Raw genomic sequence first — 26,081 nt, 5'->3', positions numbered from 1 at the left:
ATTCTATTTATTTTAACTTCGCAAGACGATCTTCTAACTGACCACGCCAAATATCGGCTAGTTCTGGAACAGCAAGAATCTTTTCGATGCCATCTTTATCTTTTCTATTATGAAAATAAATTTCGTTAGAGAACAAAATAGAAACATTGCTCGGTTGACGTTCTAGTAATGTAATTTTAGAATCTTTACGTACAGTACCTTCTTGAAGAACGCGGCATAGGTAACCAGTAAATCCAGTTGCTACAATGCGAGGCAGTATGCCAGGAATACCGAGACGTTTTGAAATCGTGCTACAAGGTACTCTTGCTTGTGTAACCTGAATGATTGCTTCACCTAGTTGATATGTATCTCCAATGCAAACATCACGCTCTAACATATTTGTTACGGTAATGTTTTCGCCAAATGTGGAAGCTGGAAGCGTAGTTTGAAATTCTTCTTCCCATAGTGCGTAATGCTCATGTGGGTACACACAAACTGCGCGATCAGGTCCCCCGTGGTGTTTTAAATCTGCTACGTCATCACCGAGGAATCCGTCTTTTGAGAGGAAAGCTTCTTCTGTAAGTTCTTTACATATACCAGTAATCATTTCTTTATCTTCGCTATATTTCATTTGTTTCGGTTTGCCAATGCTAAAGTGAACGAGTTCGATTCCCATGTTTGATCCCCTTTACAATTGATTACAATATTATAGCATTAAAAAAGCACAGAGAATGATAAAAAAACTCTGTGCTTTACATGAATTAATAAACGAGAAATCCTGCTTTATCTAGTGCCTCGCAAGCAGCGTCTAATTTCTCTTTTGAGTCTGCCTCAATTGTATGTAAATGAATACCATCTGTTAGTTGCGAAAGATAGGAAGCATTCGTGTTTTCGATTTTTTGTAAATATTGCTCTACATCAAAGCGATTACTTACCATGATGGATGCTGTTAAGTCACCGTATACAGGATGCTCAACTTTTACATCTTTAATCGTAACGCCGTGGTCAACAAGCATTGTAAGTTCTTGACGTACTTCTGCTGGTTTATGTTGGCATACAATTACGCGTTCGAAAGCTTGTTGTTTCTCTTGTGGTTTTAAATATAAATATCCTTGAGCAGTTGCAATAATTGGTTCGTTTCGTGCTTTAAGCAAGGAAATATCTTGCACGATAACTTGTCGACTTACATTTGTTTTTTTCGATAGTTCATTCCCAGATAACGGTTCATTTGCAGCGAGAAGCCATTGAAGGATGAGCTGTCGTCTTTCTTCACCTAAAATCTTTTTTTGGTCATTTTGTTTCATTATGATTTAACACCTCTATAAAATTGATTTCCAATTGTGTGTAGTGCATGAATAGTAGTATCAATTTGATCTTTCGTTGTTTGTTGTCCGAAAGAGAAGCGAACATATTGTTTTGCCTCTTCATACGTTTTTCCAATTGCAAGCATTGTTTTCGAAGGTTCTTGTTTACCGACTTGGCAAGCACTTCCGGTGGAAATGGCAATACCATGGCGATTACATTCTAGCATTGTATATTGACCTTCTATTCCTTTTATTGTAACCCCAACAATATGTGGTAAACAAGAAGTAGAATGACCTTCTACTTGAATTTCTAGAGGGAGCGCTTGTAAATGTCTTAAAAAGTAGGATCGTAACTCTGTAAAACGTAAGTTTTCTTCCTGCTGATTTTTTAATATATTCTCAGCAGCTGTTAAAAAAGATGCGATGCCAGGAACGTTTACTGTACCTGGACGAAACCCTTTTTCGTGAGAAGTTCCCGGAAATATTTGTGCCCAGCGAACTTGGGGATTTATATAGCAAGCGCCAACACCCTTTGGTCCGTATATTTTATGTGCTGAAACAGAAAGACTATCAATCTCCATCTCAAAAACATTGATAGGAAGTTTACCAAATGTTTGTACACAATCTGAATGAAATAAAACGTTATATTTTTTTAAAAGTGCTCCGATCTCTGCGATGTTTTGAACGGTTCCAATTTCAGAGTTTCCGTGCTGTATACTTGCTAGAACAGTATTTTCTGTAATAGCTGATTCTAAATCATCTAAATGGATTACCCCGCTTTTATCAACAGGAATTTCAGTAATTGTATACCCTTCTGATTGTAAGGATTGAAAATAACTTCGAATGGATGCGTGTTCCATAGGTGTCGTAATAATGTGCTTCTTATTTCGAGCATTGAGAAGGGATTGAATCGCAAGGTAGTTGGATTCCGAGCCGCCGCTTGTGAAGAATACCCCTTGTTCCTTTCCGCCAATCATTTCAGCAAATGTTTTTCGGCAAACTTGTAATAAAGAAGAGGCTGTTCCTCCAATATCATGTAAACTTTGTTCATTTCCGAAGTATTGCGATGCTGCTTTCATATATGTGTGTAATGCTTCTTCACTCATAGGTGTAGTAGCTGCATAGTCAAGATATATCATCATGTAAGTTCCTCTCCCTAGTAAGAGTTACATTTCTTATATTTTTTTAATGGTAGTGAAAATAAGAATTATAAAAAACTCTTGTCATTATTTTAAAACTATGTAAATATAGGTGTCAAGACAGTTGAAAAGTGTAAAGTAGGAGGCAACAATTATGCCAAGTGCAGATGTCTTAATTATTGGAAGTGGCGTTGCGGCACTTCGTGTTGCGAAAGAGATTTGTCACGAAAAGAATGTGATTATTATCACAAAGGAAACAAATCGTAATAATAATACATATTTAGCGCAAGGTGGAATTGCCGCAGCGGTTGCTACATATGACAATCCAAATGATCATTTTGAAGATACGTTAGTAGCAGGATGTCATTATAACAATGAAGATGTGGTCCGTTATTTAGTCGAGGAAGGACCGAAAGAAATGAATAATCTCATTGAAAATGGAATGAAATTTGATGGAGATGAAACGGGTCCTCATCTTGGAAAAGAAGGCGCACATCGAAAGCGTCGTATTTTACATGCAGGTGGCGATGCAACAGGAAAGAATTTATTAGAGCATTTCATTCAAGAAGTAGCTCCGCACGTTACGGTAGTGGAACAGGAAATGGTGCTTGATTTTATTATAGAAAATGATAAATGTGTTGGAGTTTTAACAAGAACTAGTGAAGGAAAGTTGAAGCGTTACGTTGCAGAGTATACGGTGTTAGCAACAGGCGGGATTGGCGGTTTATACGCCTTTACTTCTAATGATAAGACAATTACGGGTGATGGACTTGCGATGGTGTACCGCGCAGGCGGGGAGCTCGTAGATTTAGAGTTTGTACAATTTCATCCAACAATGTTATACGCAAGCGGGCGATGCTGCGGCCTCGTCTCTGAAGCTGTCCGTGGCGAAGGAGCTGTCCTTATGAATGGAAAAGGGCAGCGTTTTATGATGAATATACACCCTGATCACGATCTCGCACCACGTGATGTAGTAGCAAGAGCGATTCATGAGCAGCTTTTGGCGGGTGAACAAGTGTATGTAAATATCGAGTCTATCCAAAATTTCGAAGAACGTTTTCCGACTGTATCATCATTGTGTAAAAAAAATGGTGTCGATATAAATGAAAAACGCATTCCAGTCGTACCCGGTGCTCATTTTCATATGGGCGGCGTGAAAACGAACTGTGATGGGGAGACGTCCATTCCAAATTTATATGCGGTCGGTGAAGTAGCTTGTAATGGTGTTCATGGAGCAAATAGATTAGCAAGTAATTCATTATTAGAAGGTCTTGTGTTTGGAAAAAGAATAGGACAACATATTTTAACCAAAGCGACAAAAGAAAGCTGGAACAACGTGGCTGAGAAGGAAAAAAAGTTTATTGTTCTGAATCATTTGCCGGCGAAAGAAGAAATACAAGAATGCATGATGAAATATGTTGGGATTGTGCGAACAGAGAAAAGTTTATCTTATGCAAAGAGATGGCTTAGTAAGTACGGTGTTCGAAATATGATATTACAACATGATGCTCTTACAAATGAAGAGATAACGCTTATTAATATGTTAACAGCCTGTGAGCTTATAGTCGTATCAGCTTTGCAAAGAGAAGAAAGTATTGGTGGCCATTATCGAAGTGATTATCCAGATAGAAATAGCGTAAAAAAAGAGATCGTTCGAGTGAAAAGAAAACTACAACTTGTGTGATGAAGGGAAGAGGGGCTCTATGAACACGATAAAAGTGATAGAAGCATTAAATCGATTTTTTCTAGAAGATATAGGAGAAAGAGATGTCACATCTCAGCTTATTTTTCCAGACAATTTACTTTCAAAAGGAACGTTTCTTGCGAAGGATACAGGTGTCTTTGCGGGGCGTTTAGTAATTGAAGAAGGATTTAAATTAATTGATGAAAGAATTGAAGTGGAGCTTCATAAAAAAGATGGAGATCTTGTAGAAAAGGGCGAAATAATAGCAACTGCGCAAGGGCCAATTGCTTCGTTATTAACGGCAGAGCGCGTTATATTAAACGTTATCCAGCGTATGAGCGGGATAGCTACGATGACACATAAAGCTGTCCTTGCTTTAGATAGTGGTCATACACGTATTTGTGATACGCGAAAAACGATGCCAGGGCTACGTATGTTTGATAAGTATGCAGTCGTGTGCGGAGGTGGATTTAATCACCGTTTCGGTTTATATGATGGTGTCATGATTAAAGACAATCATATTGCTTTTGCTGGTTCTATTACGAAAGCTGTTACATCGGTGAAAGAAAAATTAGGACATATGGTGAAAGTGGAAGTGGAAACAGAAACGGAGGAGCAAGTGAGAGAGGCTGTAGCTGCTGGTGCGGATATTATTATGTTTGATAACCGTACGCCAGATGAGATTCGGGAGTTTTCAAAGATTGTACCAAGTGCTATCGTTACGGAAGCATCAGGAGGCATTACAATTGAAGGTTTATCGAAATATGGAAAAACAGGGGTCGATTATATTTCACTTGGAGCGTTAACACATTCAGTGAAAGCACTTGATATTAGTTTCAATATTGAGGCGTAAGGAAAGTGGCTTAGAGGGGGAGAAAGGGATATGAGTATTTTAGAAAAAGTACAACCGATTGAAACGATGTTACCAGAGCGTTATTACACGATGTCAACAGAAGATATGGAAAAGCGTGTTCGTGAAATTAAAGAAAAAATGGGGAAAACACTATTTATTCCAGGGCATCATTACCAAAAAGATGAAGTGGTACAATTTTCTGATGCAGCAGGAGATTCGCTTCAGCTTGCGCAAGTTGCAGCGAGCAATAAAGAAGCAAAATATATTGTATTTTGTGGCGTACACTTTATGGCAGAAACAGCAGATATGTTAACGACAGATGATCAAATCGTTATTTTGCCAGATATGCGTGCAGGTTGTTCGATGGCAGATATGGCAGATATTGAACAAACAGAAAGAGCATGGAAAGAGCTCGCAAAATTATTTGGAGATACGATGATTCCGTTAACATATGTTAACTCTACAGCTGCAATTAAAGCGTTTTGTGGTCGTAATGGCGGAGCAACAGTAACTTCTTCTAATGCAAAACAAATGGTGTCTTGGGCGTTTACACAAAAAGAGCGTCTTGTCTTTTTACCGGATCAACATTTAGGAAGAAATACAGCATACGATTTAGGTATCCCGTTAGATAAAATGGCAGTATGGGACCCGCATACAGATTCATTAGAATACGATGGAGATATAGAAGGAATTCAAGTGATTTTATGGAAAGGGCATTGTTCGGTTCATCAAAACTTTACAGTGAAAAACATTGAGAATGTACGAAAAAATCATCCGGATATGAATATTATTGTACATCCGGAATGTTGTTATGAGGTCGTTGATGCTTCGGATTACGCAGGGTCAACGAAATATATTATTGATATGATTGAAGCAGCGCCACCTGGAAGTAAATGGGCAATTGGTACAGAGATGAATTTAGTGAACCGAATTATTCAGCAACATACAGATAAAGAGATTGTTTCACTTAATCCATTTATGTGTCCGTGTTTAACGATGAACCGAATTGATCTGCCGCACTTATTATGGGTGCTTGAAACGGTAGAAAGAGGAGAAGAAATTAACGTTATTAGCGTAGATAAACAAGTGACTGAAGAAGCGGTTCTCGCATTAAATCGTATGTTAGAGCGTGTGTAAAGCAACGGTATTTCTGTTGCTTTTTTTCATGCATATAATCATAACGAGAACGAAATGGGCATACATTGTTTTGAAGAAATCATTGCGATTTTTTTATGCTTATTCCACTTCTAATGATATTAAAAATCGAAGAAGTGATACAAGTGAACAGAAGTTAGCGTTATTTAGAAAGGGTTACTTCATGAGATTTGTTACTTATAGATAAGTTATACAGGAGGGGGAAAATTTGAAAATTCATATCGTGCAAAAAGGGGATACCCTTTGGAAAATTGCGAAAAAGTACGGAGTGGATTTTGATACGTTGAAAAACACAAATACACAACTTAGTAATCCAGATTTAATCATGCCAGGTATGAAAATTAAAGTACCATCAAACAGCGTTCACGTAAAACAACAGGCTGGGGCAGGTTCAGCACCTCCAAAACAATATGTAAAAGAAGTACAGCAAAAAGAATTTGCAGCAACACCAACGCCACTTGGAATAGAAGATGAGGAAGAAGTTACGTATCAATCAGCACCAATTACACAGCAACCTGCTATGCAACAAACACAAAAAGAAGTGCAAGTAAAACCACAAAAAGAAGTACAGGTAAAACCACAGAAGGAAATGCAAGTGAAACCGCAAAAAGAAGTACAGGTAAAGCCACAAAAAGAGGTGCAAAAAGAAAAGCCAATTCAAATAGAAAAACCAGTTGAAAAACCGTCTGTTATTCAAAAACCACCTGTTATAGAAAAACAAAAACCAGCAGAAAAAGAAAACACGAAGTTTTCGGTAAATGTATTACCACAGCCGCCGCAACCACCAATAAAAGCAAAAAAAGAATATAAAATTTCAGATGTAATTAAAAAAGGAAGCGAGTTAATTGCTCCTCAAATTACTAAAATGAAACCTAATAACATCATTTCTCCGCAAACGAAAAAAGATAATATCGTGTCACCGCAAGTAAAGAAAGAAAATGTAGGGAATATCGTGTCACCGCAAGTGAAGAAAGAAAATGTAGGAAACATCGTGTCACCTCAAATAAAGAAAGAAAATGTAGGAAATATCGTGTCACCGCAAGTAAAGAAAGAAAATGTAGGAAATATCGTGTCACCGCAAGTAAAGAAAGAAAATGTAGGGAATATCGTGTCACCGCAAGTAAAGAAAGAAAATGTAGGGAATATCATGTCACCGCAAGTGAAGAAAGAAAATGTAGGAAACATCGTGTCACCAAATGTATCGAAAGAAAATGTAGTTATTCCACAAGTAATACCGCCAAATATTCAAATACCAAACATCATGCCAATCATGGATAACAATCAACCGCCAAACATCATGCCAATCATGGATAACAATCAACCGCCAAACATCATGCCAATCATGGATAACAATCAACCGCCAAACATCATGCCAATCATGGATAACAATCAACCGCCAAACATCATGCCAATCATGGATAACAATCAACCGCCAAACATCATGCCGATAATGGATAACAATCAACCACCAAACATCATGCCGATAATGGATAACAACCAAATGCCAAATATGCATGCCAATCATGGATAACAATCAACCGCCAAACATCATGCCAATCATGGATAACAATCAACCGCCAAACATCATGCCGATAATGGATAACAATCAACCACCAAACATCATGCCGATAATGGATAACAACCAAATGCCAAATATGATGCCGATAATGGATAACAATCAACCACCAAACATCATGCCGATAATGGATAACAATCAACCACCAAACATCATGCCGATAATGGATAATAACCCAATACCAAATATGATGCCGATAATGGATAACAACCAAATGCCAAATATGATGCCGATAATGGATAACAACCAAATGCCAAATATGATGCCGATAATGGATAATAATCAAATGCCAAACATGATGCCGATAATGGATAATAATCAAATGCCAAACATGATGCCAATAATGGATAACAATCAAATGCCGAATATGATGCCGATAATGGATAATAATCAACCACCGAATATGATGCCATATCAAATACCATACCAACAGCCTATGATGCCGCCAAATCCGTATTATCAACAACAAAATCCATATCAAATGCCATATCAGCAAGGAGCACCGTTTGGACCGCAATATACGTCTATGCCAAATCCAAATATGATGCCAATGGATAATAATATGCCGCCACTCGTACAAGGTGAAGAAGATTGTGGATGCGGAGGAGAGAGTAGGTTATATAGTCCTCAACCTGGAGGACCACAATATGCGAATCCTTTATATTATCAACCAACTCAATCGGCATATGCGCCACAGCCAGGAACGATGTATTATCAACCGGATCCACCAAATGTATTTGGAGATCCAGTTTCAGAAGAAGAGGACGAAGAGGAAGTTTAAAAAAGGTGGGATTATTTCCGCCTTTTTTTATGTAGAGTCGTTCTGAAAATGGAAGATTTACATCAAATGTTAGAAAATCCCCAGTGAAATATTAACAGTGTAAAAACCTTCTCTGTTACTCATCATAAGAGGGAGCTTTTCAGAAAAGAAGCTCATTCTAACAGAGGGGGTTTTTGTATTGAATACGAAAGTAAAAGTGATCGCTGCTTCTTTGTTAGTTACCAGTGCATTAGCTGCATGTGGTACACCAAAAGATAATAATGCAATGGATGGACGTAACTACAATTACGAGCGTACATCTTATAATGATACACACCAGTATCGTGATAATGTAACGCGTAATGATCGTTATACAGATTATGTAACATATAGAAATGGTCGTAATGATACAGGATATAACAATTATTACCGAGATGTAAATTACAACGGTCAAATTGCTAACCCGCATCCAACACGTAATATTACAATGAACAATTCATACATTAACAATGATGGTAAAACAGCAGAAAAAATAACAAATCGTGTAAAGCGTATGAATAACGTAGACCGCGTGTCTACAGTTGTATATGGAAACGATGTGGCGATTGCAGTAAAACCGCGTAATCCAGTATCGAATGAAACGGCACTTGCAAACGAAGTTCGTCAAGCCGTTGTAAATGAAGTTGGAAACAGAAATGTATATGTTTCTGTAAGAAATGACATGTTTACTCGTGTCGATGCAATGAGTACACGCCTACGTAACGGTACAGTTACAAACGATTTTAATCGTGATATAGGGAATATGTTCCGAGACATTCGTTACGGTTTAACTGGTACTATGCGATAGCAAAACAAAAGAGGAAGGGGTAGCCCTTCCTCTTTATTCATCGTTGTCTTGTAAACGACGTTTTTTAATGAAATAACTAATGGAATAAGAAATTAAAAAACATATAAAGAAAATACTACCTGTTAGAATAGCCTCAAAGAGAGGTCTTTCTGGACTGAAAATAATATAAATAATAGCTATAATAGTTCCTACAATAAGAGAGCGTAAAATAATTTTGTAATAAGGAGTTAACTTTATATCCTTTTCGCCTTCTTCTACATCGATAGAAACGCTTAACTGTAAATAACTAAGTACAATACTTGTAAGGATAAATAATAACCATAATGGAGATTTCGTAATTTGATCCATTCCTTCAGTGAATCCGATATATCCTAAAATGCCAATTATACCAAGCGATTGAAAAAGAAAGGCAATACGTATGTTTTTTAATGTTTTCAGAATGAGACGTTCATCCTTTATTTTTTTAACAATATCCATCTCCTGTTTATTATGATTTCGCTGTTATATTAATTGTAACATATATATTGCATTTATCAATTTATAATTTACATAAAGTTCGTTTGGGTGAAAGAGGAAATAAAATATTTTTATAAACATGTTGCACTTATAATTTATTAATGTTATATTAGCAAAGCGATGAGCTAATTTACGTAAGACGAGAGATATGCTTAAGTGCTAAACACGCGAATGTGGTCGCCTGGTCTCTCGCCGTAAACGCATCAAGACGCCTGCTTTGCAGGCGTCTTTCATTTTATATAAAAACAAATGCTAATGCAGATAAAGATAAAACTTTATCTGCATTTTTTATTTTCGAGAGAAATGTAATACGGTCATTTATATGGATAAAACCCCCATTTCCGGAAAAACTACTAATGAAAGTTTGATTTTGCCTAAAAGAGGTGAACGGAAATGAAATGGATACTGATTGCAGTACAAGCTTTCGTTATGATGTTTTGTTTCGTTTATGAAACGAATGTGAAGGCGGAAGGGCCAGTACCAGAAGTAACAGAAAAAGAGCCGGAAGTTACAATTTTATTAGAGCGAATGTATGTTGATGGAGAAGTAAGCGAGGAAATATTTACAGAAAAAGTAGCGGACTTAGAAAAGTTTCTACAGCAATATAAAGAATGGCAGCTCGTTGATCGTGATGATGTACAAATCGTATTACAAAAGAAAGTTGATGATATTTCTCCATTATTGAAAACGAGCGGATATTTTGGTGTGTCAGAGGAAGGGATATTACAAATTTTTAAAGGTGTACCGAAAAGTGATAATGCGATTCATTCCTTCTTTCAAATTGATATGAAAAAGCTGGAGAGTTATGAGCGTGCAAAATTGAAGCGTGGTATTCGCATTAAATCAAAAGAAGGTTTTGTGAAGACGATTGAAAAAATGAAGCAATACGCAGTGCAAAATAAGAAAAAAAGCAGCTCATGGTGAGCTGCTTTTTTTTACTTGTTTTTATCTAAAATTTGTTTTGCGATTTCATCAATTAGCATATCTTTTCCGATTGGATTGAAAGCTTTCGTATTGAAGATTTCATTTGATACTTCATATACGTGATTGTTTTTAACTGCTTTATTGTCTTTCCAAACGGCACTGTTTTTGTAGTCTTCGTAAACTTTATCAGCTTCGCCGCCAAAGTTTACAATAAACATTTGATCAGGTTGGAATGCAACAAGACCTTCTAGCGATACTTGTGCCATCGTTTGTTTTAAATCTGTACCTTTTGTTACTGGAAGTTTTAAGTCATTAAAGATGATGTCACCGTATCCGAAGCTACCGTATACACGGAAGTTTTGTGGTGTAACTGCGACGAACATAAAGTTCTCATCTTTTGTTTTTTCTTTAATTTTTTTAGATAAAGAGTCTGCTTTTTTATCGTAGTCTGCAATCCATTTGTCTGCTTTCTTTTCTTCGTCAAATAGTTTACCTACTTCTTTAAACTTACCGCGCCAGTCTTCTAAGTTTGTTTCTAAAACAACTGTTGGTGCAACCTTTTCTAATTGATCATAGATCTTCAACTGACGATTATTTAAAATAATTAAGTCTGGTTTTAATGCAGTAACAGCTTCTAAATCAACTTTAGGTGCCCAGTACCAACCTACTGCCTTTACGCCGTCTAATTTTTCTGTTAAATGATTTTGGATTTTATCTTTATATGTGTTTGCTGTACCAACAGGTTTGTGTCCGAGAAGTAATAATTCTTCTGTTGATCCAGATAGGTCAACAATTCTCTTTGGATTTACTGGAATTGTAGCTTCCCCTTTAGCGTGTTTTACAACTTTTGTTTTCGGTTGTTCTTTCGCTTTCGATTCTTCTTTTTGAGAAGAACAGCCAACGATAGAAAGAACAACTAGCATAATAGTAAATAAAATAAATAGCTTCTGTTTCATCCTGATGTAACCCCTTTAATTAGTATTGATAATCATTATCGACTTCTGTATATTAAGGTGCTTCATACTTTCTGTCAATGGAAAATAACAGAAGTTTTAAATAGAGAACATTTGTTGGGGTAGTCTCGCTTTTCTATCATTAAATATGTTAAAATGGAATACATGATTTAAGAGGGAGAGATCGTATTTTGTTTGAATATGTTACAGGTTACGTGGAATATGTAGGACCGGAATATGTCGTAATTGACCATAATGGAATTGGTTATCAAATTTTCACACCAAATCCGTATGTATTTCAAAGAAGTAAGCAAGAAATCCGTGTCTATACATATCATTATGTGAGAGAAGATATTATGGCACTTTACGGGTTTAAAACACGTGAAGAGCGTTTATTATTTACAAAGTTGTTAGGTGTGTCTGGTATTGGACCAAAAGGTGCTCTTGCAATTTTAGCATCTGGTCAAACAGGACAGGTCGTTCAAGCGATTGAACACGAAGACGAGAAGTTTTTAGTGAAGTTCCCGGGCGTCGGAAAGAAAACAGCACGCCAAATGATTTTAGATTTAAAAGGAAAACTAGCTGATGTCGTGCCAGATGCGTTTGTTGATTTATTCTCAGACACAGAACGTTTTGATGAGAAGAAAGGTTCATCAGCTGAGCTTGATGAGGCGCTGGAAGCTCTGCGCGCACTTGGATACGCAGAACGAGAAGTTTCTCGCGTTGTACCAGAGTTATTAAAAGAATCATTAACGACGGATCAGTATATTAAAAAGGCACTTAGTCTTTTACTAAATGGTAAGAGGTGAGTATAATGGACGAACGTCTCCTTTCAGGGGAATCTGCATATGAAGATTCGGATTTAGAATATTCATTACGGCCACAGACGCTCCGTCAGTATATTGGCCAAGATAAAGCGAAACATAATTTAGAGGTGTTTATTGAAGCAGCGAAAATGCGTGAAGAAACGTTAGATCATGTGCTTCTATATGGACCACCAGGACTTGGTAAAACGACGCTTGCCAATATTATTGCCAATGAAATGGGCGTAAATGTTAGAACAACTTCAGGCCCAGCAATTGAAAGGCCGGGAGATTTAGCAGCTGTATTAACAGCACTTCAGCCGGGTGATGTATTATTTATTGATGAAATTCATCGTTTGCATAGATCAATTGAAGAAGTGTTATATCCTGCGATGGAGGATTTTTGCCTTGATATCGTAATTGGAAAAGGGCCGTCAGCACGGTCTGTACGTTTAGATTTGCCTCCGTTTACACTAGTTGGAGCAACGACGCGTGCGGGGGCATTATCAGCGCCGCTTCGTGACCGTTTCGGTGTACTTTCAAGATTAGAATATTACACAGTAGATCAGCTTTCTGAGATTGTTGAACGTACAGCAGAAGTATTTGAAGTTGAAATTGATTCGTTAGCCGCACTAGAAATTGCAAGACGTGCTCGTGGTACACCTCGTATTGCGAATCGTTTATTACGACGTGTACGAGATTTCGCACAAGTTCGTGGTAACGGAACGGTTACAATGGAAATTACACAAATGGCGTTAGAACTACTGCAAGTAGATAAATTAGGTCTAGATCATATCGATCATAAATTATTACTTGGTATTATTGAGAAATTCCGTGGTGGCCCAGTCGGGTTAGAAACGGTTTCGGCAACGATTGGAGAAGAATCTCATACGATTGAAGATGTATATGAGCCATATTTATTACAAATTGGCTTTTTACAACGAACGCCAAGGGGCCGAATCGTAACGCCGCTTGCATATGAGCATTTCGGAATGGAGATGCCAAAAGTATGACGGAGATGCCAAAATTGCTTATTACAGCAGGTATCTTACTCATCGTTGTTGGATTAGCTTGGAAGTTCATTGGAAGGCTTCCAGGCGATATTTTTGTGAAAAAAGGAAACGTTACCTTTTATTTTCCTATCATTACATGTATTGTGTTAAGTATTGTATTATCTTTTATTATGTATATAATAAATCGATTTAAATAAGAAATAGGTGGATATAGTTATGGATATTAATCTGTTTGATTTTCATTTACCAGAAGAACTTATTGCACAAATCCCATTAGAAGATCGTGAAACATCAAGATTAATGGTGTTAGATCGTGAAACAGGCGATATTGAGCATAAACATTTTACAGACATTCTTTCTTACTTACATGAGGGGGATTGCTTAGTTTTAAATGAAACGAAAGTTATGCCTGCTCGTTTGCATGGTGTGAAAGAAGATACAGGCGCGCACATTGAAGTACTTCTTTTAAAACAAGAAGAAGGCGATAAGTGGGAAACGCTTGTTAAGCCAGCGAAACGTGTAAAAGAAGGAACTGTTATCTCTTTTGGCGAAGGGAAATTAAAAGCAACTTGTATAGGAACTGCAGATCAAGGTGGACGTCAGCTTGAATTTTCATATGACGGCATCTTCTATGAAATTTTAGATGAACTTGGGGAAATGCCACTTCCTCCATATATTAAAGAGACGCTAGAAGATCGCGATCGCTATCAAACAGTATATGCGAAAGAAATCGGTTCAGCAGCAGCGCCGACTGCGGGACTTCACTTTACAGAAGAGCTACTGGAGAAGTTAAAACAAAAAGGCGTTGGGTTAGCTTTCATTACACTTCACGTAGGACTTGGAACATTTAGGCCAGTTTCTGCAGATACGATTGAAGAACACCATATGCACGCAGAATATTACCATATGTCTGAAGAGACAGCGGCATTATTAAATCGTGTGAAAGAGAGTGGTGGACGTATTATTACGGTAGGTACGACTTCAACTCGTACGTTAGAAACAATTGCGACAGATCATGACGGCAAGCTTTGTGCTGCTTCGGGCTGGACAGACATTTTTATGTACCCAGGTTATGAATTTAAAGCAATTGATGGTTTAATTACAAACTTCCATTTACCGAAATCAACATTAATTATGCTTGTAAGTGCATTTGCAAATAGAGATAATGTACTTCATGCTTATAATGAAGCAGTAAAAGAAAAATATCGTTTCTTTAGCTTCGGTGATGCAATGTTCGTTGCATCTCACTCTAAAATGGGAAACAAATAAAAGGAGTAAATTATGACAGCAATTCGTTATGAATTTATTAAAACTTGTAAACAAACGGGTGCGCGTTTAGGACGTGTACATACGCCGCACGGTTCATTTGATACACCAACATTTATGCCAGTTGGTACACTTGCAACAGTTAAGACAATGTCACCAGAAGAATTAAAAGCAATGGATTCTGGCATTATTTTAAGTAATACGTATCATTTATGGCTACGCCCAGGTCACGAAATTATTCGTGAAGCAGGCGGTTTGCATAAATTTATGAACTGGGATCGTGCAATCTTAACGGATTCTGGTGGTTTCCAAGTATTCAGTTTAAGTGACTTCCGTCGTATTGAAGAGGAAGGCGTTCACTTCCGTAACCACTTAAATGGAGATAAATTATTCTTATCGCCAGAAAAAGCGATGGAAATTCAAAATGCATTAGGTTCAGATATTATGATGGCATTTGATGAGTGTCCACCATTCCCAGCTACTTTTGAATATATGAAGAAGTCTGTAGAACGTACAAGCCGTTGGGCAGAACGTTGTTTAAAAGCGCATGAGCGTCCACAAGATCAAGGTTTATTCGGTATTGTACAAGGTGGAGAGTTCGAAGAGCTTCGTCGTCAAAGTGCAAAAGACCTTGTTTCAATGGACTTCCCTGGTTACGCTGTAGGTGGTTTATCTGTAGGTGAGCCGAAAGATATTATGAACCGTGTACTTGAGTTTACAACACCACTTCTTCCAGATAATAAGCCACGTTACTTAATGGGAGTAGGTTCTCCTGACTCATTAATCGATGGTGCAATTCGTGGTATTGATATGTTTGACTGCGTACTTCCAACTCGTATCGCTCGAAATGGTACATGTATGACAAGTGAAGGCCGTCTAGTTGTAAAAAATGCGAAGTTTGCAAGAGACTTCGGTCCGCTTGATCCAAATTGTGATTGCTATACATGTAAAAATTACTCTCGTGCATACATTCGTCACTTAATGAAATGTGATGAAACGTTCGGAATTCGTTTAACGTCTTATCACAACCTTCATTTTCTGTTAAACTTAATGGAGCAGGTGAGACAAGCTATTCGTGAAGACCGTCTTGGCGATTTCCGCGAAGAATTCTTTGAACAGTATGGCTTTAATAAACCGAATGCTAAAAACTTCTAATACATAATTTAAAAGGAGGAACAAAAGATGAATCCAGGTATGATGAATATCGTTATGATCGTTGCGATGTTTGCGATTTTCTATTTCTTATTAATTCGCCCGCAACAAAAGCGTCAAAAAGCAGTTGCTCAAATGCAAAATGAGTTAGCAAAAGGTGATGCTATCGTAACAATCGGTGGTTTACACGGTACAATCGAATCAGTAGATGAGACGAAAATCGTTATTAAATCTGGTGGTTCACACTTAACTTTCGATCGTAATGCGATTCGTGAAGTTGTGAAAAACTAATGAGGAAGGCCCTGCATGAAATGTGCAGGGCCTTTTTTAGTTATTTTGTTTTGACATATTTACCCCGAAAATACCACCGAGTGTACTCGCGCCCATTAATGCTAATTGATAAAGTAACTGGGAGTTCGATAAAGTTTGAGAGAAGCCTAAATAGTTAACTAGAAAAACAAGTATAGCGAATGTAAGACCTGTTGTGAAACCTACTAGCCAACCTTTCCCTTGTGCTTTTTTGCCGGCAGTAAATCCGGATATAAGCATAGATAAAAGAGCTAGTATAAAAATAGTAACGGCTAATGTCCCTTCAGTCATATCTGTAAACTTTAATAAAAGAGCTATAACCATGCTAATAATTGATGCGAGAATTAATAAGGTAATGATACCAAAGCCGATTGCGGTTGATAATTTTTTCGTTCCATCCATTTATACATTCCCCCTTTTTAATACAAGCATATTTTCTTTTTGCCCAAGTTAGACTAGTTTATTTTTTATAGGGGAGTCTATACGTAAAAAAGGAGATGTAGAAATGGAATGGGTATCAATCATTGGCCGGACGATGCTTTTGTATTTCATCATATTAATTATTTTTCGTCTTATGGGTAAACGTGAAATTGGAGAGTTAAGTGTATTAGATTTAGTCGTATTCATTATGCTTGGCGAAATGGCTGTAGTCGCAATTGAAAATACCGATAAATCACTTTGGCACCAATTAGTTCCCATGACTTTTCTTATGTGTATACAGATTATTTTGTCAGTCATTTCATTAAAGTTTCAACGATTTCGGCATTTAATAGAAGGTGAGCCGGCTATTCTTGTAAATGCGGGGAAAATTGATGAAAAGAAGATGAGAAAGCAGCGTTATAATATAGATGATTTATTGATGCAATTAAGGGAGCAAGGAGTTGGAGATATCCGAGATGTAGAATACGCTATTTTAGAACCATCTGGGAAGTTATCTGTCTTTCAAAAACAAAAAGGTAAACAGGATACATTGCAGTTTACTCTTCCTCTTATTATTGATGGAGAAATTCAATTGAATCATTTACAAATGATTGAACATACAGACGAATGGCTTATTGGCAAATTAAAAAACTTAGGTTATAACGATATCAAACAAATTTTATACTGCAGCTTTCAAAATGGACAATTTTTTGTTGATTTGAAAGAAAACTAGAGGCTTACTATATGAAATAGTAAGCCCGTTTACTTCAAAAATGAAAGTTTTCGAATGATTGGGAGTCGGCTTAACTCTTCTTTTCGAATGAGTTTGAAAGTGAAGAGGAGGATAATATAAACGATTGTTGTTAAAGTGATTTCCCATAATGTTTGTACGCCGAGTGAATGAGAGAAAATCATATATTTATGAAGATAAAAACCGAAAGCGCCTGCAATACCGATAGCAAGTCCACCGAAAATGTAGTCTTTTGCGTAAATGGTAAATGTAATTTTCTTTAAAACAGTAGCGTAATGAAGGAATGTTACCGTTACTATATTTGCTGCAATTGCAAGGGCAACCCCCATCATTTGAAAATCTGGCCTTGAAGCTAGTACAAAAATAAGGATTAATTTCACGATGGCGCCAATAAATGTATTCATCATTGCAGCTCTTGCTAAGTTTAAAGCTTGTAAAACAGAGGTAAGTGGACTTTGAAAGTAATGAAATAAAAAGCAAGGTGCAAGAAGCTGGATAAATGCTGTTGCACTATCCGATCCATACATAAGAGTTAAAATAGGAGAAGCGAATACGTATAATATAACGACTGACCACCCACCAGTAATTAATGAGATCCGAAGTGCTTGTTGTAGTCGGTGTTCCACTAATTTATGCTGTCTTTTAGCCATCGCTTCACTAATAGATGGAACGAGCGCTGTAGAAAGAGCGTATGTAATAAAGGCTGGCAGTGATAGAAGTGGGAATGCATAACCGTTTAATATACCGTATTGCTGGGTTGCGACAGAGGCAGCAACTCCGGCAATCGCTAAGCTTTGCATAACGACGATAGGCTCAAAGAAATATGAAACGGAACCGATTAAACGACTTCCTGTAGTCGGAAGAGCGATATCCATCAGAGAATAAAATGTACCTTTGCTCTCCTTTACAGTAGTGAAAAATCCAGAGCGTATAGATAAATGTTTTTCGCGCTGGAATAAAGTGAGTAAAAATAATAACGATGCAACTTCACCGAGAACGGCTGATAACATAGCGCCAGCTGCAGCATATTCTACGCCGTAAGGTAAAAATAACTGAATGCATATAGCGATAATTGTAATGCGGACAACTTGTTCTATAACTTGAGCATAAGCGCTAGGTTTCATATTTTGTTTCCCTTGGAAATAACCGCGTAAAACAGAAGAAACAGCAATAACAGGAACGACAGGTAAAATGGCCATTAATGGATAGTACGTTCGTTCATCAGTTAATAATGTTTTTGCTAAAATAGGTGTGAGGAGCATAATTCCGATTGTTAAAATGATACTAATAACGGATGTAACAGCTAATGATACTGTTAATATTTTTTTAACCCTTTGTCTATCGTTCACAGCTTCCGCTTCTGCTACAAATTTTGCGATTGCGACAGGAAGGCCGATTTGTGTTAATGTAATTGCTAGAATGAATGTAGGAACGGCCATCATATAAAGGCCAACACCTTCTTCTCCTAAAATACGTGCCATTACAATCCGGTTAATAAATCCAAGGATTTTGGTAATAAAGCCGGCTATCATTAAAATAAATGCGCCTTTTAAAAAGCTTTGTCTCGTCATGGTCTTCTCCTACCTTCTCAAAATCAGTGGAATGATTTACAATAATTTATATGCACGTATGAGACAAGAATGACAAGCATTTAAGAGAGTGAAGTATGAGAGTGCTCTTGAAAGTAGTTATTGCTGTCCATTAGAGCGGGATTAAAAGCGACTTTTCGTGCTGAAATAAGAAGGAGATGTTTATGTATGTTAGAAAAAGAGGCTTTGGTAGAATCGTACCGCGGACAGTTACAAGTCGTTTTAGAAAGCAAAGTAGAAGAGTTTCACATGTTCGGTTATGACCGAGTAACAGATGATGATATTTGGAAGTTTCTTAAAGTGAAGAAGTGGAAAAAAATAAACGGTGATGTTAGATTATATGAATTAGTAAATGATGTATTAAGAGTAAGTACTAATGAATATATGAATTATTTAACTGTTGAAGCATATCAAGCGCCACTTTGGTCATTTGATGAATATGAAAATAAATAACCGACTGCAATTGGTTTGTTCTTCCTTTTGCAGTATAATGATAGGTATTGATAATGAGGAAATAATTATGTCTAAGATTATATATAAAGGGGGTAGTGAAGAGAAAAAATAAATAATGAAAGTGTAGGTATTGTGAAAAACGTACCGACACAGCTAGTGATGAACTAGCAAAATTATAGAAAGGAAGTCTACTAACTAGGCGTATGCATACGTGTAAAAGTGAATCGTAAGAGATTTATTTAAAGTGTTAGTAGCAGAAAGAGGGTACATATGGCAAAGCGTGGTACGAGAATTGCCGCCTTTTTCCTCATCGTTTTATTAATCGGTGGAGTAATTGGTGCGGCAGGAAAAGACATAGCAAAAGGAATTAGTCTAGGACTAGACCTTCGCGGTGGTTTTGAAATTCTTTATGAAGTAAAACCAGCCAAAAAAGGTGATAAAATCGACCGAGAGGCACTTGTAAGTACAGTAGGTGCTCTTGAAAATCGTGTCAATGTTCTCGGTGTAAGTGAGCCGAACATTCAAATTGAAGGACAAGATCGAATTCGCGTACAGCTTGCTGGTGTACAAGATCAGCAAAAAGCACGTGAAATGTTATCAACACAAGCGAAATTAACATTCCGTGATGTAGATGATAACCTTCTTATGGACGGAACGGATTTAAAAGGCGGCGGAGCGAAACAAACATTTGATGAGCAAGGCCGTGCGAGCGTAGGTCTTACACTAAAAAGCGCTGATAGATTCCGTGAAGTAACTGAAAAAATTTCAAAAATGCCACCACCAACGAATTTAATGGTAATTTGGCTTGACTTTGAAGAAGGAAAAGATTCGTATAAAGCAGAGTCTGCAAAACCGAATCCGAAGTTCTTATCAGCAGCAACAGTAAGCCAAGTGTTTAATCAAGCTGAAGTATCTATCGTAGGTGGAAACTTCACAGTTGAAAGTGCGAAACAACTGTCATCTTTATTAAATGCAGGTGCACTTCCTGTTGATTTAAAAGAAATGTATTCAACATCAGTTGGAGCGAAATTTGGTCAACAAGCGTTAGAGCAAACGATTTTCGCTAGTGCGATTGGTATCGCTCTTATTTTCTTATTTATGCTTGTATACTACCGTTTACCAGGAATTGTAGCGGTTATTATGTTAGGTCTATACATTTTTGTTACGCTACTCGTATTTAACTGGATGCATGCGGTTCTGACATTACCAGGTATTGCGGCATTAGTGCTCGGGGTAGGTATCGCAGTTGATGCGAATATTATTACGTACGAGAGACTGAAAGAAGAGTTGAAAATTGGTAAGTCAATGATGTCAGCATTCCGTGCTGGTAATCATCGTTCATTAGCAACAATTTTAGATGCAAACGTTACGACTCTTGCAGCGGCTGGTGTATTATTCGTTTATGGTAATAGCTCTGTAAAAGGATTCGCAACAAGTTTAATCGTAAGTATTTTAGTTGGTTTCGTTACGAACGTATTCGGTACTCGTTTCTTACTAGGTTTACTTGTAAAGAGCCGTTACTTCGATAAAAAGCCAGGATACTTTGGTGTGAAACAAAAGGATATTATTCCATTAACAAAAGGTGTAGTACATCCACCGACAAGATTTGATCGTATTAACTTCGTAAATATCGGTCATAAATTCCTTGTTTTCTCGATTGTAGTTGTAATTGCAGGTGCAATTATACTACCAATTTTCAAATTGAATCTTGGTATTGATTTTGCGAGTGGTACACGTATCGACTTGCAATCAAAACAAACACTTACTGTGTCTGATGTTCATAAAGATTTTAAAGAATTGAAAATTGACGTGAAGGAAGAAAATATTGTACCGACTGGGGATGACAATAAAGGATTCGCAGTTCGTACATTAGGTGTTCTATCAAAAGATGAAATTGCGAAAACAAAAACATTCTTCCATGATAAATATGGTACAGATCCAAACGTAAGTACAGTTTCACCAACAATTGGTAAAGAAATTGCACGAAATGCATTTATCGCAGTATTAATCGCTTCTGCAGTTATCATTTTATACGTAAGTATTCGATTCAGATTTACGTACGCATTATCTGCAGTACTTGCATTATTACATGATGCATTCGTTATGGTTGTTATATTTAGTATTTTCCAATTAGAGGTAGACTTAACGTTTATCGCTGCAGTGTTAACAATCATCGGTTATTCTATTAATGACTCAATTGTTACATTTGATAGAAACCGTGAATTATACAAACAGAAAAAACGAGTTCGTGATATAAAAGACTTAGAAGAAATCGTAAATGCAAGTATTCGCCAAACGCTTGGTCGTTCAATTAACACCGTATTAACAGTGTTATTCCCGGTAATTACATTACTTATCTTCGGTAGTGAGTCATTACGTAACTTCTCGTTTGCGTTACTTGTTGGATTAGTTGTAGGTACGTACTCTTCTGTTTTCGTTGCTTCTCAAATTTGGTTAATGCTTGAAAACCGTCGTTTGAAAAAGGGCAAAAACAAGAAAAAGGTTGAGAAAGTAGAATCTGAACCACAAGTATAAAAAAGATGATGTCTCTTTATGAGGCATCTCTTTTTTCGTTTGTGGATACAATAAGATAGCAACTTTTTAACAGAAGGAAGATGGAAGAAAGTGGTGGTGTTATCGCTGTTTTTGCTACAATAAAAAGATAGGTTAAGAAAAGAAGGGATTTTAATTATGGAAAAAGATGAACGTTTTAAACAGGCCGAGTTTGGTGCTATTGTCGGAATCGTTGGTAATATTATATTAGCGATTGTAAAGGCGGTAATTGGTTATATTGGGAACAGTAAAGCACTATTAGCGGATGCCGTGCATTCTGCATCAGATGTAATTGGTTCGCTCGCTGTACTTTTTGGATTGCGAGCAGCAAAGCAACCGCCTGATGAAGATCATCCGTATGGTCATGGTAAAGCGGAATCGATTTCAGCAATTATTGTTGCAGTATTATTATTTATTGTGGGAATCGAGATAGCGATTTCGTCTATAAAAGCTTTTTCGCAGGAACTAGAACCACCGAAAGGAATTACGATTTTTGCTGTTGTTCTTTCGATTATCGTGAAAGAAGGAATGTTTCAATATAAATTCCGATTAGGGAAGAGGATAAATAGTGATGCAATTATTGCAAATGCATATGAACATCGTTCGGATGTGTTTTCTTCAATTGCAGCTTTAATCGGTATTTGTGCAGCGATTATGGGTGGTAAGTTCGGGTTAGATTGGCTTGTATATGCCGATCCGATTGCAGGATTATTTGTTTCACTTCTTGTTGCAAAAATGGCATGGAGTATTGGGGCCGAAGCAATTCATGCAACGCTTGATCATGTTCTTCATGAGGAAGATGTTGTGCCGCTTAGAGAGGCTGTGCTTCAAATAGACGGTGTAAAAAAAATCGGCTCTTTATATGCAAGGGAGCATGGTCATTACGTTATTGTTGATATTAAAGTTTCTGTAGATCCATACATTACTGTAGAAGAAGGGCACCGCATTGGAAAGCATGTGAAAGAAACGCTTATGGAACAAGATAACGTACAAAATGTGTTTGTACATATAAATCCGTATTCCCAAAATTAAATATCATTAACATTTTAGTATATAGATATTTCATCGTAGTTTGCATTATATTGTCACCCCTTAATCTGTCTTGTATAATGAACAGGTTAAGGGGTGATTTCGTGTTACAACCGAAGACGCGTTGGAAAGAAAAAGAATATAATAATGAGCGAGTGAGTGAATTAGCAAGTAAATTACAATTATCACCACTTGTCGTTTCGTTATTCCTCGGTAGAGGACTAGATACAGAAGATAAGATTTTAGATTTTTTAAATACAGAAAATCAAGAATTTCATGATCCATTTTTATTAGAAGGAATGGATAGAACGGTAGAACGTGTAAATAAGGCGATTCAAAATGGAGAGCAAATATTAATATTTGGTGACTACGATGCGGACGGAGTAAGTAGTACGACTGTGTTATATCTTGCCTTGCAAGAATTAGGTGCAGACGTAGAATTTTATATTCCAAACCGTTTTACAGAAGGATATGGACCAAACGAAGAAGCATTTCGTTGGGCACATAGCGCAGGATTCTCACTAATTATCACTGTCGATACTGGTATCGCAGCAGTGCATGAAGCGAAGGTAGCGAAGGAGCTTGGAATAGATCTTATTATTACAGATCACCATGAGCCACCACCAGAATTGCCAGAAGCACTTGCGATTATTCATCCGAAATTAGATGGCGGTGTATATCCGTTTCACTATTTAGCTGGTGTAGGTGTTGCGTTTAAAGTTGCACATGCACTACTAGGCCGTGTACCAGAACATTTATTAGAAATTGCAGTAATTGGTACAGTAGCCGATTTAGTGTCACTTCATGGTGAAAATAGATTGCTAGTGAAGCGCGGTTTAAAGCATATGCGCATGACGAAAAATATCGGACTAAAGGCGCTATTTAAAGTTGCTAACGTTTCGCAAAGTGAAATTACAGAAGAGAGCATTGGATTCTCACTCGCACCACGTATTAATGCAGTTGGCCGTTTAGAAGATGCTACGCCGGCTGTACATCTTTTATTATCAGATGATCCAGAAGAAGCAAAAGAGCTGGCTGAAGAAATTGATGAGCTGAACAAACTGCGAAAAGATATTGTAAAGCAAATTACAGAAGAAGCTATCGCTGAAGTGGAAAATAATTTCCCGCCAGAAGACAATAAAGTACTAGTACTGGCAAAAGAAGGCTGGAATCCAGGTGTAATTGGAATTGTCGCATCTAAATTAGTTGAACGTTTTTATCGTCCAACGATTGTATTATGCATTGATCCTGTAAAAGAAACAGCAAAAGGTTCAGCACGTAGTATTGCAGGATTTGATTTGTTTGCAAACTTGTCAGATTGTAGAGAGTTATTGCCACATTTCGGAGGACATCCGATGGCAGCGGGAATGACGCTACATATGAATGATGTAGATGAATTACGCCGCCGCTTAAATGAACAAGCAGAGGTAATTTTAACAGAAGAAGATTTTATTCCAATTACAGCTGTTGATGTCTTTTGTAAAGTGGAGGATGTAACACTGGCAGCAATTGAAGATATGCAAAAGTTAGCGCCATTTGGTGTTGGAAATCCAAAACCACGTATTGCAGTGAAGGATGCAGAGCTAGAAAGTATTCGTGCAATCGGATCAGACGGTTCACATTTGAAAATGGCTCTTCGCGATGGACAAGCGACACTGGATACAATCGGATTTGGATTTGGTACGTATGCGAAAGAAATTTCTCCAGTTGCAAAGGTATCTGTAATAGGGGAAGCATCTATCAATGAATGGAATAATTTTAAGAAGCCGCAATTAATGGTGCAAGATATTGCTGTAGAGGCGTGGCAATTATTTGATTGGCGTAGTATGCGTAACGTAGAAGCGAATGTAGCAGAACTTCCGAAAGAAAAAATAACGATGGTGTATTTTTCTGAAGAGGTATTGAATAAATTTTCTTTAGAAGACTATAAAGAGCATATGATGCATGCATCAGAAGTAACTCATTTAGACGATCAATACATCGTGTTACTTGATTTGCCAAAAGGAACAGATGAATTACGAGATTTATTTAAAGTGGGGTTCCCGTCGCGAATTTATACGCTATTTTATCAAGAGAATAATCATTTATTTAGTACTGTTCCAACGAGGGAACATTTTAAATGGTACTATTCGTTCTTGAGCCAAAAAGCACCATTTTCTTTAAGACAATATGGAGAACAACTATGTCGACATAAAGGTTGGTCAAAAGATACAGTAAATTTCATGACACAGGTGTTTTTTGAGTTAGAATTTGTTACAATAAAAGATGGCGTCATTTTTATGGCAGACAAAAAACAAAAGCGTGATTTAATTGAATCGAACACATATCGTGAGAAAATGAACCACTTACAATTAGAAAAAGAATTGGTTTATAGCACATATCAGCAACTATATACATGGTTTGAAACGATTCGTAATCATAAAGAAGTAGAACAGTTAGGGTAAAGGATTTGTATTTACAAACCTTTTAGATCTGAGGAGGATTCAGAAATATGGATTTCAAGCAACATATCGCAATTGTACCGGATTATCCAAAAGAAGGTATTGTATTTAAAGACATTACACCGTTAATGAACGACGGTAAAGCATACAAAGCAGCAACAGATGCAATCGTTGAGTATGCAAAGAAAAGAGACATTGACGTTGTAGTAGGGCCAGAAGCACGTGGCTTTATTATCGGTTGCCCAGTTTCTTATGCGTTAGAAGTAGGTTTTGCACCAGTTCGTAAATTAGGAAAATTACCACGTGAAGTAATTACAGTTGACTACGGTAAAGAATATGGTAAAGATGTTTTAACAATTCATAAAGATGCAATTAAGCCAGGTCAACGCGTATTGATTACAGATGATCTATTAGCTACAGGTGGAACAATTGAAGCGACAATTAAGCTAGTTGAAGAACTTGGCGGAGTTGTAGCAGGAATTGCATTCTTAGTAGAGCTTACTTACTTAGATGGTCGTAAAATGTTAGATGGTTACGATGTATTAGTATTAGAAAAATACTAATCACTATATAGGTAAAACTACGGTGATAAAAAGTACCCGTGAATCTCTT

General features: G+C 37.1%; 24 protein-coding genes and 2 pseudogenes. 19 read left to right on the top strand and 7 right to left on the bottom strand.

Annotated elements, in window-relative coordinates; genetic code table 11:
• Positions 1-7 precede the first annotated feature (7 nt).
• The 3 genes from MKX31_RS20120 to MKX31_RS20110 form a co-directional block, all read right to left on the bottom strand.
• Positions 8-655 (bottom strand): MOSC domain-containing protein, encoded by a 648-nt coding sequence (locus MKX31_RS20120; protein ID WP_064474703.1) that lies wholly within the window; start codon positions 653-655, stop codon positions 8-10.
• Positions 656-740: 85 nt separating this feature from the next.
• A complete protein-coding gene (locus tag MKX31_RS20115; protein ID WP_000812240.1) occupies positions 741-1,283 on the bottom strand; it encodes a transcription repressor NadR in 543 nt (180 codons plus the stop codon).
• Complete coding sequence (locus tag MKX31_RS20110; protein WP_064474704.1) at positions 1,283-2,425, bottom strand: IscS subfamily cysteine desulfurase; 1,143 nt, start codon at positions 2,423-2,425, stop codon at positions 1,283-1,285. The genes MKX31_RS20115 and MKX31_RS20110 overlap by 1 nt, the downstream gene beginning before the upstream one ends.
• 151 nt (positions 2,426-2,576) lie before the next feature.
• Here MKX31_RS20110 and nadB point away from each other — a divergent pair, with 151 nt between their 5' ends.
• The 6 genes and pseudogenes from nadB to MKX31_RS20085 all read left to right on the top strand — a co-directional run bounded on the left by nadB (position 2,577) and on the right by MKX31_RS20085 (position 9,297).
• Complete coding sequence (nadB, locus tag MKX31_RS20105; protein WP_088048073.1) at positions 2,577-4,106, top strand: L-aspartate oxidase; 1,530 nt, start codon at positions 2,577-2,579, stop codon at positions 4,104-4,106.
• A 19-nt stretch (positions 4,107-4,125) separates the two neighbouring features.
• Complete coding sequence (gene nadC, locus MKX31_RS20100) at positions 4,126-4,959, top strand: carboxylating nicotinate-nucleotide diphosphorylase (RefSeq protein WP_098111528.1); 834 nt, start codon at positions 4,126-4,128, stop codon at positions 4,957-4,959.
• Positions 4,960-4,989: 30 nt separating this feature from the next.
• The gene (gene nadA, locus MKX31_RS20095) at positions 4,990-6,096 is read left to right on the top strand and encodes a quinolinate synthase NadA (RefSeq protein ID WP_064474707.1); all 1,107 of its coding nucleotides are present in this window, start codon (positions 4,990-4,992) and stop codon (positions 6,094-6,096) included.
• A 226-nt stretch (positions 6,097-6,322) separates the two neighbouring features.
• Positions 6,323-6,479: pseudogene (gene safA / locus MKX31_RS29325) on the top strand (SafA/ExsA family spore coat assembly protein); the annotation flags it as partial.
• 1,554 nt (positions 6,480-8,033) lie between these two features.
• Positions 8,034-8,471: pseudogene (locus MKX31_RS29320) on the top strand (peptigoglycan-binding protein LysM); the annotation flags it as partial.
• Between the two features lie 178 nt (positions 8,472-8,649).
• Positions 8,650-9,297 (top strand): YhcN/YlaJ family sporulation lipoprotein, encoded by a 648-nt coding sequence (locus MKX31_RS20085; protein WP_048562224.1) that lies wholly within the window; start codon positions 8,650-8,652, stop codon positions 9,295-9,297.
• A 33-nt stretch (positions 9,298-9,330) separates the two neighbouring features.
• Here the strand turns inward: MKX31_RS20085 and MKX31_RS20080 are convergent, their stop codons facing one another.
• A complete protein-coding gene (locus MKX31_RS20080; protein WP_081257175.1) occupies positions 9,331-9,774 on the bottom strand; it encodes a branched-chain amino acid ABC transporter substrate-binding protein in 444 nt (147 codons plus the stop codon).
• A 432-nt stretch (positions 9,775-10,206) separates the two neighbouring features.
• On the opposite strand from MKX31_RS20080, the gene MKX31_RS20075 reads away from it, so the two are divergent.
• Positions 10,207-10,737, top strand: a complete 531-nt coding sequence (locus MKX31_RS20075; protein ID WP_000871201.1) for a BofC C-terminal domain-containing protein — start codon at positions 10,207-10,209, stop codon at positions 10,735-10,737.
• A gap of 11 nt (positions 10,738-10,748) precedes the next feature.
• Here MKX31_RS20075 and MKX31_RS20070 read toward each other — a convergent pair whose 3' ends face one another.
• Positions 10,749-11,693 carry an iron-hydroxamate ABC transporter substrate-binding protein gene (locus tag MKX31_RS20070; RefSeq protein ID WP_064474709.1) on the bottom strand — a complete coding sequence of 315 codons (945 nt, stop codon included), beginning with the start codon at positions 11,691-11,693 and terminating at the stop codon, positions 10,749-10,751.
• A gap of 188 nt (positions 11,694-11,881) precedes the next feature.
• Here MKX31_RS20070 and ruvA point away from each other — a divergent pair, with 188 nt between their 5' ends.
• Genes ruvA through yajC form a run of 6 tightly spaced genes read left to right on the top strand, consistent with a single transcriptional unit; the run spans position 11,882 to position 16,215 of the window.
• Positions 11,882-12,499, top strand: coding sequence for a Holliday junction DNA helicase RuvA (gene ruvA / locus MKX31_RS20065; RefSeq protein ID WP_000464511.1), 618 nt, complete (start codon positions 11,882-11,884; stop codon positions 12,497-12,499).
• A gap of 5 nt (positions 12,500-12,504) precedes the next feature.
• Positions 12,505-13,506, top strand: coding sequence for a Holliday junction branch migration DNA helicase RuvB (gene ruvB, locus MKX31_RS20060; protein ID WP_000344467.1), 1,002 nt, complete (start codon positions 12,505-12,507; stop codon positions 13,504-13,506).
• Positions 13,503-13,703: a DUF2905 domain-containing protein gene (locus tag MKX31_RS20055; protein ID WP_000138162.1), complete on the top strand. Its 201-nt coding sequence runs from the start codon at positions 13,503-13,505 to the stop codon at positions 13,701-13,703. The genes ruvB and MKX31_RS20055 overlap by 4 nt, the downstream gene beginning before the upstream one ends.
• Before the next feature lie 19 nt (positions 13,704-13,722).
• A complete protein-coding gene (gene queA / locus MKX31_RS20050) occupies positions 13,723-14,775 on the top strand; it encodes a tRNA preQ1(34) S-adenosylmethionine ribosyltransferase-isomerase QueA (RefSeq protein ID WP_340981457.1) in 1,053 nt (350 codons plus the stop codon).
• A 12-nt stretch (positions 14,776-14,787) separates the two neighbouring features.
• Positions 14,788-15,927 (top strand): tRNA guanosine(34) transglycosylase Tgt, encoded by a 1,140-nt coding sequence (gene tgt, locus MKX31_RS20045; RefSeq protein ID WP_000125362.1) that lies wholly within the window; start codon positions 14,788-14,790, stop codon positions 15,925-15,927.
• Between the two features lie 27 nt (positions 15,928-15,954).
• Entirely contained in the window at positions 15,955-16,215 is a 261-nt protein-coding gene (yajC, locus tag MKX31_RS20040; RefSeq protein WP_001068064.1) for a preprotein translocase subunit YajC, read from the top strand.
• 36 nt (positions 16,216-16,251) lie between these two features.
• Here the strand turns inward: yajC and MKX31_RS20035 are convergent, their stop codons facing one another.
• A complete protein-coding gene (locus tag MKX31_RS20035; protein ID WP_048562228.1) occupies positions 16,252-16,635 on the bottom strand; it encodes a TIGR04086 family membrane protein in 384 nt (127 codons plus the stop codon).
• A gap of 103 nt (positions 16,636-16,738) precedes the next feature.
• Between MKX31_RS20035 and MKX31_RS20030 the strand changes: the two genes are divergently transcribed.
• Positions 16,739-17,386: a DUF421 domain-containing protein gene (locus MKX31_RS20030; RefSeq protein WP_064474711.1), complete on the top strand. Its 648-nt coding sequence runs from the start codon at positions 16,739-16,741 to the stop codon at positions 17,384-17,386.
• 29 nt (positions 17,387-17,415) lie between these two features.
• Here MKX31_RS20030 and spoVB read toward each other — a convergent pair whose 3' ends face one another.
• Complete coding sequence (gene spoVB / locus MKX31_RS20025) at positions 17,416-18,975, bottom strand: stage V sporulation protein B (protein WP_064474712.1); 1,560 nt, start codon at positions 18,973-18,975, stop codon at positions 17,416-17,418.
• A 186-nt stretch (positions 18,976-19,161) separates the two neighbouring features.
• Between spoVB and MKX31_RS20020 the strand changes: the two genes are divergently transcribed.
• The 5 genes from MKX31_RS20020 (at position 19,162) to MKX31_RS20000 (ending at position 26,032) form a co-directional block, all read left to right on the top strand.
• A complete protein-coding gene (locus tag MKX31_RS20020; protein WP_000890214.1) occupies positions 19,162-19,446 on the top strand; it encodes a post-transcriptional regulator in 285 nt (94 codons plus the stop codon).
• A 270-nt stretch (positions 19,447-19,716) separates the two neighbouring features.
• Entirely contained in the window at positions 19,717-21,981 is a 2,265-nt protein-coding gene (gene secDF, locus MKX31_RS20015) for a protein translocase subunit SecDF (RefSeq protein ID WP_064474713.1), read from the top strand.
• A gap of 156 nt (positions 21,982-22,137) precedes the next feature.
• Positions 22,138-23,031, top strand: coding sequence for a cation diffusion facilitator family transporter (locus MKX31_RS20010; RefSeq protein WP_088048076.1), 894 nt, complete (start codon positions 22,138-22,140; stop codon positions 23,029-23,031).
• Between the two features lie 101 nt (positions 23,032-23,132).
• Positions 23,133-25,472, top strand: a complete 2,340-nt coding sequence (gene recJ / locus MKX31_RS20005; RefSeq protein WP_098102379.1) for a single-stranded-DNA-specific exonuclease RecJ — start codon at positions 23,133-23,135, stop codon at positions 25,470-25,472.
• 47 nt (positions 25,473-25,519) lie between these two features.
• On the top strand, positions 25,520-26,032 hold the full coding sequence (locus tag MKX31_RS20000; RefSeq protein ID WP_000346221.1) for an adenine phosphoribosyltransferase: 513 nt from the start codon (positions 25,520-25,522) through the stop codon (positions 26,030-26,032).
• The last annotated feature ends 49 nt before the right edge of the window (positions 26,033-26,081 follow it).

It is taken from the genome of Bacillus sp. FSL M8-0063 (assembly GCF_038005545.1).
Classification (GTDB): domain Bacteria; phylum Bacillota; class Bacilli; order Bacillales; family Bacillaceae_G; genus Bacillus_A; species Bacillus_A wiedmannii.
The sequence above is the reverse complement of the archived record's forward strand: the minus strand, read 5'-3'. Positions and strand labels throughout refer to the sequence as shown.